At 37.2% G+C, this 18,545-nt stretch carries 18 protein-coding genes and 1 tRNA gene; 13 read left to right on the top strand and 6 right to left on the bottom strand.

What is annotated here, in order from left to right:
• Positions 1 to 180, top strand: a 180-nt coding sequence (locus C8D70_RS19810) for a transposase (protein ID WP_146212872.1), incomplete at its 5' end; no start/stop codon positions are given.
• Positions 181 to 342: 162 nt separating this feature from the next.
• Here the strand turns inward: C8D70_RS19810 and C8D70_RS19805 are convergent.
• From C8D70_RS19805 to C8D70_RS19795, 3 genes are all read right to left on the bottom strand, one after another.
• A tRNA-Asn gene (locus C8D70_RS19805) sits at positions 343 to 416 on the bottom strand.
• An 80-nt stretch (positions 417 to 496) separates the two neighbouring features.
• Positions 497 to 1,987, bottom strand: coding sequence for an RIP metalloprotease RseP (gene rseP / locus C8D70_RS19800; protein WP_110368425.1), 1,491 nt, complete (start codon positions 1,985 to 1,987; stop codon positions 497 to 499).
• A 106-nt stretch (positions 1,988 to 2,093) separates the two neighbouring features.
• A complete protein-coding gene (locus C8D70_RS19795; RefSeq protein ID WP_110368424.1) occupies positions 2,094 to 2,534 on the bottom strand; it encodes a DUF6646 family protein in 441 nt (146 codons plus the stop codon).
• Between the two features lie 220 nt (positions 2,535 to 2,754).
• On the opposite strand from C8D70_RS19795, the gene C8D70_RS19790 reads away from it, so the two are divergent.
• Positions 2,755 to 3,507: a nitrilase family protein gene (locus C8D70_RS19790; protein WP_110368423.1), complete on the top strand. Its 753-nt coding sequence runs from the start codon at positions 2,755 to 2,757 to the stop codon at positions 3,505 to 3,507.
• A 133-nt stretch (positions 3,508 to 3,640) separates the two neighbouring features.
• Here the strand turns inward: C8D70_RS19790 and C8D70_RS19785 are convergent, their stop codons facing one another.
• Genes C8D70_RS19785 through C8D70_RS19775 form a run of 3 tightly spaced genes read right to left on the bottom strand, consistent with a single transcriptional unit; the run spans position 3,641 to position 5,745 of the window.
• Positions 3,641 to 3,940: a thioredoxin family protein gene (locus tag C8D70_RS19785; protein WP_076595323.1), complete on the bottom strand. Its 300-nt coding sequence runs from the start codon at positions 3,938 to 3,940 to the stop codon at positions 3,641 to 3,643.
• A gap of 13 nt (positions 3,941 to 3,953) precedes the next feature.
• A complete protein-coding gene (locus C8D70_RS19780; RefSeq protein WP_076595324.1) occupies positions 3,954 to 4,331 on the bottom strand; it encodes a rhodanese-like domain-containing protein in 378 nt (125 codons plus the stop codon).
• Between the two features lie 4 nt (positions 4,332 to 4,335).
• Entirely contained in the window at positions 4,336 to 5,745 is a 1,410-nt protein-coding gene (locus tag C8D70_RS19775; protein WP_076595325.1) for an MBL fold metallo-hydrolase, read from the bottom strand.
• 346 nt (positions 5,746 to 6,091) lie between these two features.
• Between C8D70_RS19775 and C8D70_RS19770 the strand changes: the two genes are divergently transcribed.
• From C8D70_RS19770 to C8D70_RS19720, 11 genes are all read left to right on the top strand, one after another.
• A complete protein-coding gene (locus tag C8D70_RS19770) occupies positions 6,092 to 7,618 on the top strand; it encodes a helicase HerA-like domain-containing protein (RefSeq protein WP_110368422.1) in 1,527 nt (508 codons plus the stop codon).
• Between the two features lie 148 nt (positions 7,619 to 7,766).
• Entirely contained in the window at positions 7,767 to 8,990 is a 1,224-nt protein-coding gene (locus C8D70_RS19765; RefSeq protein ID WP_076595327.1) for a PolC-type DNA polymerase III, read from the top strand.
• 260 nt (positions 8,991 to 9,250) lie between these two features.
• Complete coding sequence (gene lysA, locus C8D70_RS19760; RefSeq protein WP_170872057.1) at positions 9,251 to 10,453, top strand: diaminopimelate decarboxylase; 1,203 nt, start codon at positions 9,251 to 9,253, stop codon at positions 10,451 to 10,453.
• A gap of 251 nt (positions 10,454 to 10,704) precedes the next feature.
• Positions 10,705 to 12,438 (top strand): thiamine pyrophosphate-dependent enzyme, encoded by a 1,734-nt coding sequence (locus tag C8D70_RS19755; RefSeq protein WP_110368421.1) that lies wholly within the window; start codon positions 10,705 to 10,707, stop codon positions 12,436 to 12,438.
• A gap of 139 nt (positions 12,439 to 12,577) precedes the next feature.
• A complete protein-coding gene (locus tag C8D70_RS19750; protein WP_228408068.1) occupies positions 12,578 to 13,060 on the top strand; it encodes an energy transducer TonB in 483 nt (160 codons plus the stop codon).
• A 178-nt stretch (positions 13,061 to 13,238) separates the two neighbouring features.
• A complete protein-coding gene (gene miaB, locus C8D70_RS19745; RefSeq protein WP_110368420.1) occupies positions 13,239 to 14,675 on the top strand; it encodes a tRNA (N6-isopentenyl adenosine(37)-C2)-methylthiotransferase MiaB in 1,437 nt (478 codons plus the stop codon).
• A 10-nt stretch (positions 14,676 to 14,685) separates the two neighbouring features.
• A complete protein-coding gene (locus C8D70_RS19740) occupies positions 14,686 to 15,198 on the top strand; it encodes a hypothetical protein (protein WP_076595332.1) in 513 nt (170 codons plus the stop codon).
• Positions 15,170 to 15,973, top strand: coding sequence for a tetratricopeptide repeat protein (locus C8D70_RS19735; protein ID WP_076595333.1), 804 nt, complete (start codon positions 15,170 to 15,172; stop codon positions 15,971 to 15,973). The genes C8D70_RS19740 and C8D70_RS19735 overlap by 29 nt, the downstream gene beginning before the upstream one ends.
• A gap of 25 nt (positions 15,974 to 15,998) precedes the next feature.
• Positions 15,999 to 17,285, top strand: a complete 1,287-nt coding sequence (locus tag C8D70_RS19730) for a sigma-54 interaction domain-containing protein (protein WP_076595334.1) — start codon at positions 15,999 to 16,001, stop codon at positions 17,283 to 17,285.
• A gap of 13 nt (positions 17,286 to 17,298) precedes the next feature.
• Positions 17,299 to 18,003, top strand: coding sequence for a hypothetical protein (locus C8D70_RS19725; protein WP_110368419.1), 705 nt, complete (start codon positions 17,299 to 17,301; stop codon positions 18,001 to 18,003).
• Positions 17,993 to 18,544 (top strand): LptE family protein, encoded by a 552-nt coding sequence (locus tag C8D70_RS19720; RefSeq protein ID WP_076595518.1) that lies wholly within the window; start codon positions 17,993 to 17,995, stop codon positions 18,542 to 18,544. The genes C8D70_RS19725 and C8D70_RS19720 overlap by 11 nt, the downstream gene beginning before the upstream one ends.
• The last annotated feature ends 1 nt before the right edge of the window (position 18,545 follow it).

The following is an 18,545-nucleotide window of genomic DNA, read 5'->3' as shown; positions in this document are numbered from 1 at the left end:
TCTACCTTAAGAAAAACAATAATGAATCATTACAGGGATATTTTAAACTATTTTCATCAAAGAAGCACCAATGCTGCTGCTGAATCCTTCAATGCGAAAATAAAAAACTTCAGAATGCAGCTCAGAGGTGTAAAAGACAAAGCATTCTTCTTATTCAGATTAGCTAAACTTTTTGCCTAGCCCCCAAATTTTGCGCTTGATCCTAAAAATAAAGTATTAGCTACTAATCCTTTGCGTTATATTTAAATTACAAGTGTGTTATTTCTCAGATTTGGAGTCCTTGCCATGAAATAGTTCATAGTAAGACACAAAAAAAGACTTACATTTTTGTAAGTCTTTTTGCTCCTCCTGCTGGGCTCGAACCAGCGACCCTCTGATTAACAGTCAGATGCTCTAACCAACTGAGCTAAGGAGGAATGTCCTTTGTTTTAAGTGGTGCAAATATAGGACGAATATTTATACCCTACAAATATTTTTAAGAAAATTTTCAAAAAAATTATAATTTCCCTGTAAATACCTTGAAGATGTCGCTTCCGAAGATCAGTAACATCAATCCTAACAGGAAGATAACTCCAATCATCTGTGCGTTTTCCAACACTTTCTGTGGAACTGGTTTTCCTACAATAATTTCATATAAAGTAAACAAAACGTGTCCACCATCAAGCCCAGGAATAGGGATCAGGTTCAGGAATGCCAGCCATACGGAAAACATTGCTGTAAAGCTCCAGAAAGCAACCCAGTTGATTTTAAAGCTTCCGTCAGCATCTTTATCTACAGGCATATTCTTTACAATGGCAATAGGACCTCCAACGTTCTTATACCCCTGAACTTTAGAGTTGAACATGATTTTGAACTGTTTAACCTGAGTGGTTAATGCTTCAATCGTTCTTGTAAATCCTCTAGGGATAGCTTCCCCGAAAGAATATTTTTTATTCGTTACAATATCTTTCGCAATGCTTTTTGTATCAATTGCGATCCCTAGTTTTCCGTTTTTATCAACAGAAACTGCCGGTAATGTCTGTAAAGTTCCGTTTCTTTCGACGTCAACAGAAACTGTTTTTCCTTTATTTTCGCTTAAAAGAGTACTTACTTCATCAAAGAATGCTGCTTTTTTACCATTGATTCCTACAATTTTATCTCCTTTCGCAAGACCTGAAGCCTGAGAAGAAGGAGTTGCTAATGAATCAATAACCATAGAAACTCTTGGAGTGATATATAGTTTTGCTTCTCTCTGCTTAAGAACATCCGCAACACCGTCTGCATTCACCGGGAAAGTAACTTCCTGTCCGTTTCTGTTTACGGTAACATGATCTCCTAAAAGAATATTGATAGAAGTGTTTTCAAGTCTTTCCGCTGGTTTTCCGTCTACACTGATGATTTTGTCACCATTCTGGAATCCCATTTTCTTTCCTGCAGAAGTAGCTTCAATACCGTTGTTGAATTTTGTGATATCCGTATATGTTTCTCCGTTGAAAAAAGATAAACAGCTGTAGATGAGCCACGCCAGGAAAAAGTTAACCGTAACTCCTCCCAACATAATGATAAGTCTCTGCCAGGCAGGTTTGGATCTAAATTCCCATGATTCTGCCGGTTTTTTCATTTGGGCAGTATCCATACTTTCATCTACCATTCCTGCAATCTTCACATATCCTCCGAAAGGAAGCCATCCGATACCATATTTGGTTTGTTCAGGATGCTTTCTCCAGTCGTTGTCCGGAAGTTTTGATATATCGATAGGAACTTCTTCCTTCTTTCCGTTCACCTCTATTACTTCAGAATCCGGCAGGTTCTTGGAAAGAAATTTATACTGCCATTTTCCGTTGATTTTCTTCATAGAGAATATGGAGAAGTAAGGATCAAAAAACAGGAAAAATTTCTCTGCTCTGGTCTTGAACCATATTGCCGGTAAAAAATGCCCAAGCTCATGAAGAAGCACAAGTATAGAGATGCTCAGAATGAACTGAAAAAGTTTGATTGCTATTTCCATTAATAAATTTTAGATTTTAATTTGCAAAGGTAACAATTATCAAAACTATGCCAAATAAAAAAGCTCCCCGAAACGAGAAGCTTTGTCATATTTAAAGACGATTTGATTATAAATTGAAAGAAACCCCAAGGCTGCCATTATTACCTACCTCTGCAAATACTCCTATTTTCTCCGTAAAGAAATAACGGGCTCCTATGTGAGCTCCTACTCCAAAGTCTTTCCCAAGCACTCCAAGGTCTACTCCTGGATAAATATCCCATTTAGCGGGCAGATTTAAAGCATCCTGTAAGTGAAAATTCAGTCTTCCGAAAACAAAAACACGATTATCCTTATCGTTATTTTTGTAATTATCAAAGTAACCGTTAATTCCGGCCCCTACTGAAATAAGTTGATTAAGTCCATAGTCATAAGTTCCCGTTATTCCGGTTCCGTATCCCCACGCACTCAGCCCCAGTTGTATTTTCTGATCCCCTTTTCCTGTCCAGGCCTGAGCATTAGCCATGACACCAAAAAAGAAGATCGTCACCATAAAAAACAATTTCTTCATAAATTTCTAATTTTAAGGATAATTATAAAAAATATCTCTATCAAAAATGAAACCGAAAGAATATCTGTATTATAAAAATGGGAGACTTTAATAAATTATTAAGAAATATGGCTCTTTTTTCGGGGGAGAAACTAGCCTTTGAGCTATTTAATTCTCCTTTTGTAAAGATAAAAGCTGTATTTTTATCATCACATTTGGAATAATTTAAAAAAGAAAAAAGATGAAAGTTGTAGGGCTAAATTTAGATATCATCTGGAAAAATAAAACTGAGAATTTTAAACTCATAGAAAACGAACTGCAAAATGTAGAGGCAGATCTGTTTCTTCTCCCTGAAATGTTTTCAACAGGTTTCTGTATGGATGCTTCCGAAGTATCGGACAGGAATAATGAATCACTGGAATTTTTGAAAAAGATCTCAAAAGAGAAAAATGCAGCATTCTGCGGGAGTGCGCCGGTAGAACAAAACGGTAAGTTCTACAACAGAATGTTCTTTATAAGGCCGGATGGTGAAACAGCTTTCTACGATAAAAGACACTTGTTTTCCTTTTCAGGAGAAGATAAAGTGTATACACCTGGGAAAGAAAGGGTGATAGTTGAATATCAAGGGATAAGATTCCTGCTTCAGATCTGCTATGATCTGCGTTTTCCTGTTTTTGCAAGAAATAATGATGACTATGATGCTGTTTTATATGTTGCCAACTGGCCTGAGAAAAGGGTGGGAGCATGGGAGCATCTGTTGAAAGCCAGAGCTATTGAAAATTTATCTTTTGTATTTGGCTTAAACAGAATCGGGACAGATGGAAATAATCTTTTTTATCAGGAAAGTTCTCACTGTTTCTTTGCTGACGGAAAAGAAATTTCTCAAAAGCAAGGTAATCTCGTAACCGCAGAATTGAATATGGAGGAACTGAAAGATTTCAGAAACCATTTCCAGTTTCTGAATGATAGAGATTCTTTTTCTATTAAATTTTAGGATTTTCCCACAGATTTCGCAGATCTTCACAGATTTTTAATTTCTATATAAAGAAAATAAGTATAAACATCTCTGAAAATCCGTGCGATTTGTGGGACTTTTAAAAACAAAAAAACTGTGAAAAATCACAGTTTTAAGCATATTGTTGTAAAAGTTGTGTAAGGGTATTCACATCATGAACACCACTTTCCTTCCATAGCATTTCTCCTTTTTTGAAAATTGCCAGTGTAGGTACTCCACGCACTCCATATTGAGCTGCCAGTGCGGGATATTGATCTACATCTACCTTTATAATCCTGGCTCCTTCGCCTATATTTTCCTTTACCGTATTTAATACCGAAGACTGTACTTTACAAGGCTGGCACCATGTTGCGAAAAAATCTATCAGAACAGGTCTTTCGGAATCAATGATTTCCTGAAATTTTTGTGACATAATTTGGGGTTTATTAGTTTGCTTTTTTGTTTGTTTCGTCCTGGATTGCCTTTACATTTTTCCAGGTTGTACCATCATAAGCTTCCACACCATTTTTCTTCAGAATTTCCATCACCTGATCTGCCTGAATTCCTTTATTGCAAAACACAACAACTTTTTTACCTTTTAGAGTTTCTATGTTGTTTTGAATCTCTGCCAATGGAATGTTAATGGCATTTTTCGCTGTTCCTGCTGCGTACTGCTCCGGAATCCTGACATCTACCAGTGTTACATCAGAACTGTTGACTAATTCTTTAATGCTGGTTGCAGGGATTGCTGTCGCAGGTGATGTCTTACAGCTGCTTAGCATAAAAGCTAATGCTAAAAGTAATCCGGAAAACTGAATTTTCATGATCTTACAGGGTCTTAGATTGGCATACAAAATCTGTAGTTGGGAGCTTTTCCGTTTTTTTGATTCCGTTAAAACCACCTTCTATTTCAGTGAAATTTCTGATTCCGTGTGAGTTAAGGATGCTTGCTGCAATCATGCTTCTGTATCCGCCGGCACAGTGAAGGAAGAAATGATCAGAATCATCAATGGTATGTGCCCAGTCACTGATAGTGTCCAGTGGCTTGTTATAAGCATTGTCAATATGCTCTGCAGAATATTCAGTCAGTTTTCTTACATCAATTATGGTAGCTTCTTCTGTAAATTGCTCCGCAAATTCAGCCGGAGTTATTCTTTTGATCTCATCCGTCTCCTTTCCAGCGTTTTTCCATGCCTCAAAACTTCCCTTCAGGTATCCAATCACATTGTCAAAGCCTACTCTGCTTAGCCGGGTGATAACTTCCTCTTCGGTGCCCTCATCAGTAACTAATAATAAAGGGTGCTTTACATCTACGATAAGAGTTCCTACCCATGGTGCGAAATCTCCTTTCAATCCTATATTGATAGAGTTGGGAACAAATCCTTTGTGGAAGTCCGCTGGTCCTCTTGTATCTAAAATTAATGCCCCTGATTCTTCTGCCAGTGCTTCAAAGTCTTCCGGTGCAATGGGCTGTAAGCCTTTGTTCATTACAACATCAAGGCTTTCATAGCCGCCTTTGTTTAACGCAACATTCATTCCGAAATATTTTGGTGGAGCTGTTAAACCATCAAGAACTTCTCTGATGAAAGATTCTTTATCCGGTTGATTAAGAGCGTAATTGGTCTTCTTCTGGTTTCCCAGAATATCAACGGTTTCCTTCTGCATGTTTTTTCCACACGCAGATCCAGCTCCGTGAGCCGGATAAACAGTAATGCTGTCATCCAATGGCATGATTTTACTCTGAAGACTGTCATACAGAATCCCCGCAAGATCTTCCTGGGTAAGGTTGGTTGCCTTCTGTGCAAGATCCGGTCTTCCCACATCTCCAAGAAACAGTGTGTCACCTGTAAAAATAGCAGTTTCAACACCATTTTCGTCTATTAAAAGGTAAGTGCTGCTTTCCATGGTGTGTCCCGGAGTGTGCATTACCTTTATCTTCACTTTCCCGATCTCAAAAATCTGATTGTCTTCAGCGATAATGGCATCAAATTCCGGAGCAGCAGTAGGTCCGTATACAATGGGAGCACCTGTCTTCTTGCTTAAGTCCAAATGTCCTGATACGAAATCCGCATGGAAGTGAGTTTCAAAAATATATTTTAAAGTGACATTGTCTTTTTCGATACGATCCAGGTAAGGTTTTACTTCTCTTAAAGGATCAATGATTATTGCTTCATTCTCTGATACAATATAATAGGCACCCTGAGCCAGACAGCCCGTATATATTTGTTCAATTTTCATTGGAGTCTTTTTTTAATGAGTTAAAGATACGAAGTATTAGATAGATTCTAAATGAAATGTTAAATCCCATTGATAGTTTCTTTCAATACTTTGTTAAACGCATGTTTAGTGTGTTTTGTTTTTTTTGAGCAAAAAGAATGCCTTACATACAGATAATGGCAAATGCTGTTTTATATCATGTTAAGTTCTTATGATCTTCCTGATATTAAAAAACAGTAATCGTGGTTTAAAATTTGATGATCTAAGGACAAATTTATTATCAAAAGGAATAGAAAGAAGTTCTTCAGAAAATATCTTTACATATTTTACAAAAAATTTTATATTTATAAGTTAAAAAAGCGATCAAATGGCAGACAAAACACAATTTGTTGAAGAACTCAACGCTAGATACACTCCGAAAGGAGAACATATAATATTAGGAAAAGGAATGTTGGATGGTGAAGTGGTCACAGAAGTAAATGTAACCATTCCACTGAAAACAATTAACCGCCACGGTCTTATCGCCGGAGCTACCGGAACCGGTAAGACAAAAACATTACAGGTCTTTGCAGAACAGCTTTCTCATGCAGGAATTCCATCGTTGGTTCTGGATATTAAAGGAGACTTCTCCGGAATTGCAGAAGCTGGGCAAATAAATCCTATCATTGAGGAAAGATATAGCAAGACCCAGCTTCCTTATAATCCTCAAGGCTTTCCTGTAGAATTAATGAGCATTTCCGGAGGAAAAGGAGTGAAATTAAGAGCTACCGTTACAGAATTCGGACCAGTTTTATTAAGCAAAATCCTTGAATTGAATGATACGCAGCAAAGCATAATGTCTATTGTCTTCAAATACTGTGATGATAAAGGACTTCCCTTGATCGATCTTAACGATCTGAAAAAAGTGCTGCAATATGTAACGGATAATGCACAGGGAAAAGCAGAACTGGCAGCCAATTACGGATCCATTGCATCAGCATCTCTCGGTGCTATTTTAAGATCTATTGTTGCTCTGGAGCAGCAGGGAGCGGCAGGGTTTTTCGGAGAATTAAGCTTTGATGTTCATGATTTATTAGAAACAAGGGATGGAAAAGGAGTAGTGAATATTCTTAGAGTAGCAGATATTCAGAATAAGCCACAGCTTTTTTCGACGTTTATGCTTTCACTTTTTGCTGAAATTTATATGACTTTTCCGGAAGAAGGAGACAGTGGGAAACCAAAACTAGTCCTGTTTATAGACGAGGCTCATCTGATTTTCAATGAAGCTTCCAAAGCCCTTCTTTCACAGATCGAAACAATGGTAAAATTAATCCGTTCCAAAGGAGTAGGAATTTATTTTATTACTCAGATTCCTGGGGATGTTCCTGAAAATGTACTTTCTCAGTTAGGACTGAAGATACAGCATGCGCTGAGAGGCTTTACGGCAAAAGATAAAAAAGAGATTACCAAAGCGGTTGAAAATTATCCTACCACAGAATATTACGATGCTTCCAGCCTGATCCAGAATCTGGGAATTGGAGAAGCATTTGTGACGGCTTTGGATGAGAAAGGCATACCAACACCATTAGTACATACTTACCTGATCTCTCCGGAATCGAGAATGGATGTTCTGAGCGAAACGGAAATCTCTGATCTGACTTCAAAATCAGCACTTGTAGCAAAATATGAGCAGGCATTAGATAGAGAATCTGCATACGAAATGCTTACCAGCAGAATGGAACAGGCTGCGCAAAACCCGGCACCTACACAAAAGACAAGGCCGGTGAAGGAAGAACCTGGTATGTTTGAGCAGGTATTACAGAGTAAAGCAGGCCGTACTTTTACCTCCACATTAATGAGAGAAGGAGCAAAAGCCATTCTCGGCATGTTCGGTCTGGGAGGCAGAAGAAGATAATTTTGAAAGCTAACTTGCTGTATTTTGACATATTTTTTGTTATTTTAGCAGGTTATCTTTACATAACAGTAAAAATAGAACCGGATTTTATTGGGGAATAAGATCGGTTTTACATATAAATGACAAAACAGCAGTTAACACACATTCAATGTATTCAATTATAGATATAGAAAGTAATGGTGCAGGTTATAGAAATGAATGCATTATAGATATCGCCATCTACAGATATGACGGTCAGAAAATCACAGACCAGTTTATATCTCTGGTAAACCCTGAAGGTGATATTACCCCTTTTGTACAAAAGCTGACCAGTATTACCCCAAAAATGGTCAAAACTGCTCCGAAATTTCATGAAATTGCCAAAAGAGTGATCGAAATTACTCAAAATACGACCTTGGTAGGCCATAATATTGATTTTGATTACAGGATGCTTCGCCAGTCATTCAAAAGGCTTGGTTATGATTTTAAAATCAATACTTTAGATACAATTCCATTAGCAAAAAAGCTGATTCCTGATGAGGTAAGTTATTCGTTGGGAAAACTGGTGAAATCATTGGGTATTCCTTTGACTAACCATCACAGGGCAGAGGGTGATGCGAGAGCTACATTAGAACTTTTCAAACTTCTGATTTCAAAAGATACCGAAAATGAGATCATTCAGAAACAGCACGATGAGTCTAATGCAAAAACGTATATCAATAAGATCAAAGAACTTACCCAGGACCTTCCTAATGATAAAGGATTTGTGTACTTTCAGGATGAAGCCGGGCGTATCATGTTCTCTGATTATGTTCAGGATATCAATAAGTTTTCCAAAAAGGTTTTCAATTCCAAATCAAAAAAATGGGAACAGATTCAGAAAGATGTTGAGCAGATTAATTTTGAACTTACCGGAACAGACATTATTGCCAAGCTGATTCTGAATTCCAAGAATATTAAAAAGAAAGAGGTTTTGCCTTTTGGGCTGTATTTCCGAAACAAAAAATATCTGGTTGAGAAAAATACACTCAATAAAACTGAGAAGCCGGTCTTGAAATTCAGATCATTTACTCAGGGAACAAAAGCTGTTCAGTTCATAGGTTCTCAGGAAGAATTTAAAGATTTTTCTGTATTGAAACAGAAAATTGAATTCAGAAAAAGAAATGAGCTTTGGCTGGGACCAGGAAGGAAATTAGGAGAAAAGTTATTTTTAATCATAGAAAACGGGAAAGTGATTTCCTTTGGTTTCTATGAACTGTTTACGCAGATTCAGACGCTGAGTAAACTGGCTAAGTTGAAAATTGATCTTTCGCTATCTTCCACAGATTTGAATAACGAATTGCAGCTGGCTCTGCTTCGTGGGGATTTTGAAACATTGCCACTACCGAAGTAATAGAGTGTCTACACTTTACAGATTGTATTCTGAATAGGATGCATTCAAATCAAGTTTCTTGAAATAGAAAATAAATAGTATTTTTGCAAAAAATAAATAGAAGCAATGCAAAATTTTAAACAAAATAAAACTGGAAAAAAGGGAGCTGTGAAGTTCTCTAAGGTTTGGAATATTTAAAAGAGTTGTCTTGCATAAAAAATAATCAATGTGGCAGGCTCTTTTTTATAAGAATCTGCCTTTTTTTATGTTAAAATGAAATTATGAATTCAAAAGAATTATTAAAGATTGCCAATGAGTTTGGTACACCAGTGTATGTTTATGATGCTGAATCCATCAAAATTCAATACGAAAAACTGACTTCTTCATTTTTAAAACATACTAAGTTCTTCTACGCAGCGAAGGCTTTAACGAATATCAATATTCTTAAGTATGTAAAGAATCTGGGTGCCTCTTTGGATTGTGTATCTATTAACGAAGTTAAGCTGGGCTTAAAGGCAGGTTTTTCGAAAGAAAAGATATTATTTACCCCCAACTGTGTTGACCTTGCCGAAATAGAAGAAGCAATGACTTTCGGAGTTCATATTAACATTGATAACATTTCTATTCTTGAGCAATTCGGGAATAAGTACGGAAACACTTATCCGATTTTAGTAAGAATCAACCCGCATATTTTTGCCGGCGGTAACTATAAGATTTCAACAGGACATATCGATAGTAAATTCGGGATTTCCATTCACCAGGTTCGTCACATTGAAAGAGTGATGAAAAGTACCAACCTTAATGTTGAAGGGCTTCACATGCATACTGGTAGCGAAATAAAAGATCCTGATGTATTCCTTCAGGCTTTGGAGATCATGCTGGAACTTTCTGAGCATTTCCCAAATCTGAAATATCTGGATATGGGAAGCGGATTCAAAATCCCTTACCAGGATAGTGAAGAAGAAACTGATGTGAAAACATTAGGAAAAAAAGTGGAAAAAGTAATTTCTGAATTTTCAAAATCTACAGGAAAAAAATTCGAATTATGGTTTGAGCCTGGAAAATTCCTAGTGGGAAAAAGCGGATATTTACTAGTGAAAGCCAATGTGATCAAGCAGACGACAGCAACTGTTTTTGTTGGAGTGAATTCCGGATTTAATCACCTGATCCGCCCTATGTTCTACGATTCTTACCATATGATTGAAAACCTGTCCAATCCAAAAGGAGCAGAAAGGATTTATACGGTAGTAGGAAACATCTGCGAAACAGATACATTTGCATGGGACAGAAAACTGAATGAAGTAAGAGAAGGAGATATTCTTGCCTTCCATAACGCAGGAGCTTACGGTTTCGAGATGAGTTCCAACTTCAATTCAAGATTAAAGCCTGCTGAAGTATTATTCTTAGACGGAAAAGCTCATTTGATCCGTAAAAGAGACGAGTTTGAAGACCTTTTGAGAAATCAGATTGAAATAGTGATGTAAAATCCGAAGCATATTATATAAACAGCTGCCTTTTTGGGCGGCTTTTTTTTTGTTTTACAGGAGAACGAAACCTCACGGGTTTTCAAAACCTTTGAGGTTTCAATAGAAAAAAAATAAAATTAATTTAAAAGTATTTAACATTGAATTAGGGATGGAGTCTCAACTTTATTAGCTAAATTTGATAGAAGTAGGGATTTACATTCATTACAATTCTCATTTTTCATAAAAAACAACACCAAAACAGACTAATTATGGCTAAAAACATAGCAGAGCAAATTGTTGAAATGCTCGAAAATGCCAATGTGAAAAGAATTTATGCAGTAACCGGCGACAGTCTTAATCATCTGAATATTGCCGTCAAAAAAAGCAGTATCCAATGGATTCATGTAAGACACGAAGAAGTAGGAGCTTATGCCGCCGCTGCAGAAGCTGAGCTTGATGGTTTGGCAGTTTGTGCGGGAAGCTGCGGCCCCGGACACGTTCATTTGATCAATGGGGTATATGAAGCTCATCGCTCTCATGTTCCTATGCTGGTGATTGCTTCTACAATCCCAAGTGATGAAATGGGAATGGATTACTTTCAGGAAACCAATACGATAAAGCTGTTTGATGACTGCAGCTATTATAATCAAATGATTACAAGACCTGAGCAGGTACAGAGAACCGTGCAAACCGCTATTCAGCATGCTATATCCAAAAAAGGAGTTGCGGTAATAGGTCTGCCGGGAGATGTTTCTGAGCTGGATGCTGAAGAAGGCTCTACTTCCACCCAAATCTTTAAAACGAATCCTGTTATAAGACCATCCGATGATGAACTGAAAAGCTTGTCGGAACTGGTGAATAAAAGCAAAAAAGTAACCCTATACTGCGGGATAGGCGCTGCTGAAGCCCGTGATGAGGTGGTCGCTTTGTCAAAGCTCTTAAAGGCACCTGTAGGATATTCATTCCGTGGGAAAATGGCTATTCAGCCCAATAATCCCAATGAGGTAGGACTTACAGGATTACTGGGATTTCCTTCTGCCTATCACGCCATGCATGAAGCCGATCTTGTCATTCTTTTAGGGACAGACTTTCCTTATCAGAAATTCATGCCTGTAAAGAATAAAATAGTACAGATTGATGAAAGTCCTGAAAGATTAGGAAGAAGAGCAAAGCTGGAGCTGGGGCTTTCCGGAGACATCAAAGAAACCATTAAAGCGCTGCTTCCTTTACTAGAAGAAAAAACGGATGCTCATTTTCTGAATGAACAGCTGGCGTTTTATGATAAAGTAAAAGAAAACCAGCTGGAATATGTAAAGGATTTTGGAAAAGAGAACGCTATTCAGCCTGAATATGTAGCCCACACTTTAGATAAACTTGCTGAAAATGACGCTATCTTTACCGTAGATACAGGAATGTGCTGTGTTTGGGGAGCTAGATTTATTACAGGAACAGGCGAAAGAAAAATGCTGGGATCATTTAACCACGGATCTATGGCGAATGCAATGCCAATGGCTATCGGAGCTGCTTTGGCTCATCCTGAAAAACAGGTGATTGCTCTATGTGGAGACGGAGGATTATCTATGCTGTTAGGAGATATGGCTACTATCTTTCAGTATAAACTTCCTGTGAAACTGATTGTATTCAACAACAGAACCCTTGGAATGGTAAAGCTGGAAATGGAAGTTGGCGGAATGCCAGACAATGAAACAGATATGATTAATCCTGATTTTGCCATGGTAGCACATGCAATGGGCTATCCCGGGAAAAATGTTCACCTTCCCGAAGAAGTGGAAAATGCTATCAAAGAATGTCTGGATCACGATGGACCTTATCTGCTGAATATTTTTACCAATCCCAATGCACTGGCTCTTCCTCCTAAGATTGAATTTGATCAGATCATGGGAATGTCCAAATCTATGGCTCAATTGATGCTTGGTGGTAAAATGGATGAGGTTTTTGAAACGGTAAAAAGCAATTATAAACATATTAAAGGTCTGCTGTAAGATGTAAAGAGCAATGATTTCAAAATTGGCCACTCATTCACAATATATAAACTTTAAAACTTCATACTTTGTCTGAAGTTTTTCTTTTTTATAAAGAAGCTAAATATTTACCTTTGCTTATTATATAGGAAACAAAATTATGAGAACGGTACTTTTATTTTTGGCTTTGTGTGTGGTGAATTTTTCCTTTGCACAGGATCAGGAAGAGCGTGATGATTCTTTTATCAGGGAGAGCAATAAAAATGTTCTGAAAATAGATATCAAAGAACCTTTTATGCAGGTGGCTGTAAAATGTAATGATTTTAAACCCGCAGCCTATGAAGGAGGTGTTGCAGCCTATAAAGGTATACTGAATAAATATATGTATGCCTATCTGAATTCTGATTTCTATGCTTTGACGGGAGATTTTGCATTTACCTTAGTGCTTGATGAAAAAGGAAAAGTAGTTGATGTGAAAGGAATGCCTAAGGTGACCAACAGCGAAGTGTTTTTTGATGATATGCAGTATGTCGTAAGAAGAATAAAGAAAAACTGGACTCCGGCGTCTTGTAACGGGAAGCCAGTAGCCTCACAGATTAAAGTTAAAATTAACTTCTCTTCAATGGCTGTGGATATCGATTAGGATTTATTAGTTTTCTTTTTCAAAATTAAAGTAAAGGGAGGTTCAATGAGAGAATTCCAACACTTTTTCAATTTATGATTTTGTTAAAATAATAGCGCTGACATTCTGTCACAATATTTTGTATCTTTGCAAACTTATTCGTTCGTAATTTAATATTGCGGACCTTAAATCGATTATCGTGCAGGAAAAATATATAGACGAAACAAAACAGGGCGAAGCTTTTGCTATTGCAGAAAGACCGGAGAACTCTAAAAAACTGTTTTTAGAAAGCTATGGCTGTCAGATGAACTTCTCTGACTCTGAAATTGTTGCATCCATTCTCAATGAACAGGGCTATAATACAACGATGAAAGTTGAAGAAGCTGACCTGATTCTTTTAAATACATGTTCCATCCGTGAAAAAGCCGAACAGACGGTAAGAATGCGTCTTTCTCAATTCAAAAATCTGAAAAAAGAAAAACCGAATATGACGGTAGGCGTTCTGGGATGTATGGCGGAAAGATTGAAAACCAAATTCTTAGAAGAAGAGCAATTGGTAGACCTTGTTGTAGGTCCGGATGCCTATAGAGACTTGCCAAATCTTTTAAAAGAAACTGATGACGGAAGAGATGCTATCAACGTAATTCTTTCCAAAGAAGAGACTTATGCAGATATCAATCCTGTTCGTTTAGGAGGAAACGGGGTTACCGCATTTGTTACCATTACCAGAGGTTGTGATAACATGTGTACATTCTGTGTGGTCCCTTTTACAAGAGGAAGAGAAAGAAGCCGTGATCCACACTCTATTATTGAAGAATGTAGAGATCTTGCCAATAACGGATATAAAGAAATTACCCTTTTAGGACAAAACGTAGACTCTTACCTTTGGTATGGAGGCGGTCCAAAGAAAGATTTTGCCAAAGCTTCTGAAATGCAGAAAGCAACAGCTGTAAACTTTGCTCAATTACTTGATATGGTGGCTAAAGCCGTTCCGGAACTGAGAATCAGATTCTCTACTTCTAACCCTCAGGATATGAGCCTGGATGTATTCAGAATGATGGCAAAACATGACAACATCTGTAAATATGTACACCTTCCTGTACAAAGCGGAAGCAATAATATGCTTGAAGCAATGAACAGGCAGCATACCCGCGAAGAATATCTTGATCTGATCAGAAAAGCGAAGGAAATTGTTCCGGAAGTAGCATTCTCTCAGGATATGATTGTAGGATTCTGTAATGAAACAGAAGAAGACCATCAGGATACCTTAAGCCTGATGAGAGAAGTAGAATATGACTACGGTTATATGTTTGCCTACTCGGAAAGACCGGGAACTCCGGCTCACAAGAAAATGGAAGACAATATTCCGGCTGATGTGAAGCAGAGACGTCTTGCTGAGGTTATTGCCCTTCAGGGAGAGCTTTCAAAACAAAGAATGAAATCTTACGTAGGAAGAGAGCACCAGATTCTGATTGAAGGAATTTCCAAGAAGAACAAAAACCAGTGGAAAGGAAGAAACTCTCAGAATGCCGTATGTGTCTTCGATCAACTGGAAGGACAGAAAATAGGTGACATTGTGAACGTTTTTGTATACGACAATACGCAAGGCACACTTTTAGGGAGAACAGTGAAGTAAAAAAAATCGGATGAAAAATCTTTTGTTTCTTTTATTTTTATTGCCTCTCCTGAGTAACTGCCAAACAGAAAAAGCGTCTGTTTCAAAGTATCCTGCTCAGGTGGGAGATATCCTTTTTGACAAAAGAACTGATGATCCGGATTTTAAAAGATGTATTCCTGAAAATAAATATGCTTATCAATATTATAATGATTCTAAAGGATTTCAGTATAAGGGTGAAAAGCTTGCGATTATTGAAAAACTTGCTAAAACTGATCTGACAGCAGATGGAAAATTCAATGGATATATAGTTGTAAGATTTTTAGTAAATTGTGAAGGAAAGACGGGTTTGTTTAGAGTAAAACAAATTGATTCTGAATATCATGAAGTAAATCAGGACAATCAGTTGAAAGATAAACTTCTTAGTTTTACAAAGTCTTTGGACGCATGGATTCCTAAAGAAATAGAAGGAAAAAAAATAGATTATTATCAATATATTAACTATAAAATAGTAGATGGAAAAGTTTCAGAAATACTACCTTAGTGTTTTATTGGTAATACTTTACAGCAGCCATCTTTCTGCTCAGGTCAATTGTACTGCTGTAGAAGGGGAAAACTGTAAAAAAGCCTGTGAAATATTTAATTATTGGGGAGAATTTCAGGGATTCAGAGAATCTCAGGAAAAATTAGACCAAGCAATTGAGCTTTGTCCTACCTTTTCAAATGCGTATATGGAAAAGGCTGTTCCGTATTTGAAAAGAGGAGATTTCGAAACCTGGAAACAACTTATCGACAAAGCTGTAGAACTAGAGCCCCAAAAACATTTAGGGTACAGAGGTTGGTGCAAATATCAGTTTCTTCGGGATTACAAAGGAGCTATTGCAGACATCGAAGCGTTGGAAAAAATCTATCCTACAGGATATTTAGGATATTCTGCTAACGGTGATTATGAACTTCACATTGCAAAAGCAATTTGCTATTCTGCCTTGGGGCAGAAGGAAAAAGCCATAAGAATTATTGAGCAGCAAATTTCTGCAAAAGACCACAACATTGGATTTTTTGATTATTATCAGCTTGGAGTTACTTATTTTGAGCTAGGAAAATACGACAAAGCACTAGAGAATTTCGAAAAGCAAAGCAGGCAAAACGATTTTGCTGAAAATATATATTATAAAAGTAAAGTTTCAAAAATCAGGAATAAGGATTATTTAGATTTAAAAAAGTTAGCTTTAAAAAGCTATGACGAGGGTAAAACCATGAAAGATGGCTATACTCATCATTTCAATAAAGTTTACAGAGCTCAGATTGAAGAGCTGTAAAAAGTTAAATTTAAAAATCTAAAAAATGAACGAGCTACAAAACATAAAAAACCGTTTCGGAATTATCGGAAACTTTCCTGCACTCAACCGTGCCCTGGAAAAATCTATCCAGGTTGCACCCACAGATATCTCTGTACTTGTAATTGGAGAAAGTGGGGTGGGAAAAGAATTTATTCCTAAAATCATTCATTCAGAATCCAGAAGAAAACATCAGCCTTATATCGTAGTAAACTGCGGAGCAATTCCGGAAGGAACCATAGACTCTGAATTATTCGGGCACGAAAAAGGAGCCTTTACCGGAGCTACCGCTACAAGAAAAGGGTATTTTGAAGTGGCAGACGGCGGAACCATCTTTTTGGATGAGGTAGGAGAACTTCCTCTGCAGACTCAGGTACGTCTTTTAAGAGTGCTGGAAAGCGGTGAATTTATGAAAGTAGGTTCTTCACAGGTGCAGAAAACCAATGTGAGAATTGTGGCAGCTACCAACGTTAATATGATGAAAGCCATCCATGACGGAAGATTCCGTGAGGATTTATTTTACCGTTTGAATACTGTTCAGATTGATATGCCGCCTTTGAGAGAAAGAAAAGGAGATATCCATTTGTTATTCAGGAAGTTTGCTATAGATTTCGCTGAAAAGTACAGAATGCCGGAACTGGAACTGGAGCAGAGTGCTGTTCATTACATAGAAAGTTATTCTTTCCCCGGAAACGTCCGCCAGCTAAGAAATTTAGTAGAGCAGATGACCGTTGTGGAAAGAAACAGAAATATCACCGCTGAGAAACTTGCCGAGTATATTCCGATGGAAACCCATCTTCCAATGGTAGTAAATACGCAAAGCACACCTAAACAGAGTGATTTCGGAAGCGAAAGGGAAATCATGTATAAAATTCTGTTTGATATGAGGAATGATATTAATGATTTAAAATCCTTAACTTCGGAACTTATCAAGAACAGAGGAACAGCAGATCTGAGCAACCATGAGAAAAATCTGATCAACAGAATTTATACTTCTGATAGTCAGCCGCAGGTGAATTCCGGATCAGTGTTATATTTTGAAAATAATAATGATACGCCTGCCGTTCAGACTCCTACAATTATTTCGAACCCTGATGACAGTTATGAAGATATTGAAGATATCGAAATCGAAGAAAACAGACCGGAATCCCTTTCTCTTCAGAATAATGAAAAGGATTTAATTATCAAAGCTTTGGAAAAGCATAAGGGGCGTAGAAACAGAGCAGCAGACGAGCTGGGAATCTCACAAAGAACTTTATACAGAAAAATAAAACAATATAACCTGGAAGATTAACACAACATAAATAATGAAAGTCAATTTAAAACCTAAACCGGTCAATTTTAAGCTCGGAGAATATATTAACAAAGGGGTCGAACTTTTAAAGAAAGATTTCGGGAATATTTTTGTTGCATTTTTAGCGTGCTTTATCATGTCTATTATTCCGTTCTGCGGCTTATTGGCGATGGGCAATTTATACAAATATCTTCAAAGGCTGAACAGAAACCAGCCGGCTAGTCCCGGAGATATCTTTGATTTTAAAGACTTCATGCCTTATTTCATGTTGCAGTTAATTGTTTTCGGTGGTGTTTTACTGCTTTACATTCCTTTATTTGCTGTGCTGGGGATATCGGGTGCAATTTCCGGTAGTGATGAACCCAATCCAATGGTAATGCTTTTTGTATTTCCTTATATGTTTTTATTAATTGCGGCTATATATTACTTTGTATTGAAGGGCTTTTATATCATACCACTCATCAGTCTCAAAGGAATAAGAGAAGTAAAAGAAGCCTGGACTATTTCAAAAATAATGAGCAAAGGAAATCTATTGTCAATTTTTCTTTTCTCATTGGTAGTGGGTATTTTGTCCCAGATTGGTATTATTGCTTGCGGGATAGGAATTTTTCTTACCTTACCATTCTTATACACAGCAAATTATTGTGCTTATGAAGATGCTATTCAACAAATTGAATATGATGAAATTATTGAAATCGGATCTAAAAATGAATTTTAAAATTAACAGTATCAGCCTGAAACAGTCATTTTTAACAGTGATGCTTTTTGCATTGCTGGGAGTTTTAAACTCATGTTACAGCTTTACAGGATCGTCTCTTACAGACGAGAAAACAGTTCAGATCAATGAATTTCCCAATAATGCACCGCTTGTAAACCCTGCATTATCACAACAGTTTTCTACAGCAATACAAAACAGATTCCTTCAGAGAACCACTTTGAAAGGAACCAAAGAAAATCCTGATATTCTCATAGAGGGAGAAATTACTGACTATTCCATTACGCCTACCACAATTAGCTCCAATACCCAGACAAATCCTTCGGGTGGGGTGATTCAGCAGGCACAGAATAAACTTACGATTACAGTAAAGGTGCATTATGAAAATAAAATTCATCCGGATGCAAGTTTTGACAGAACATATTCTGATGAAGCGGCTTTCAACAGTGATGTATCCCTAAGTCAGATCGAAGACCAGCAGGTAAAACTGGTAACAGATAGAATTATTAATAAGATATTTAACGACATTGTAGCGAACTGGTAAG

Origin of the sequence: Chryseobacterium sp. CBTAP 102, assembly GCF_003201365.1 — a bacterium.
GTDB classification, from domain to species: Bacteria; Bacteroidota; Bacteroidia; order Flavobacteriales; family Weeksellaceae; genus Chryseobacterium; species Chryseobacterium candidae.
This window is presented reverse-complemented; position numbering and strand designations above follow the sequence as displayed.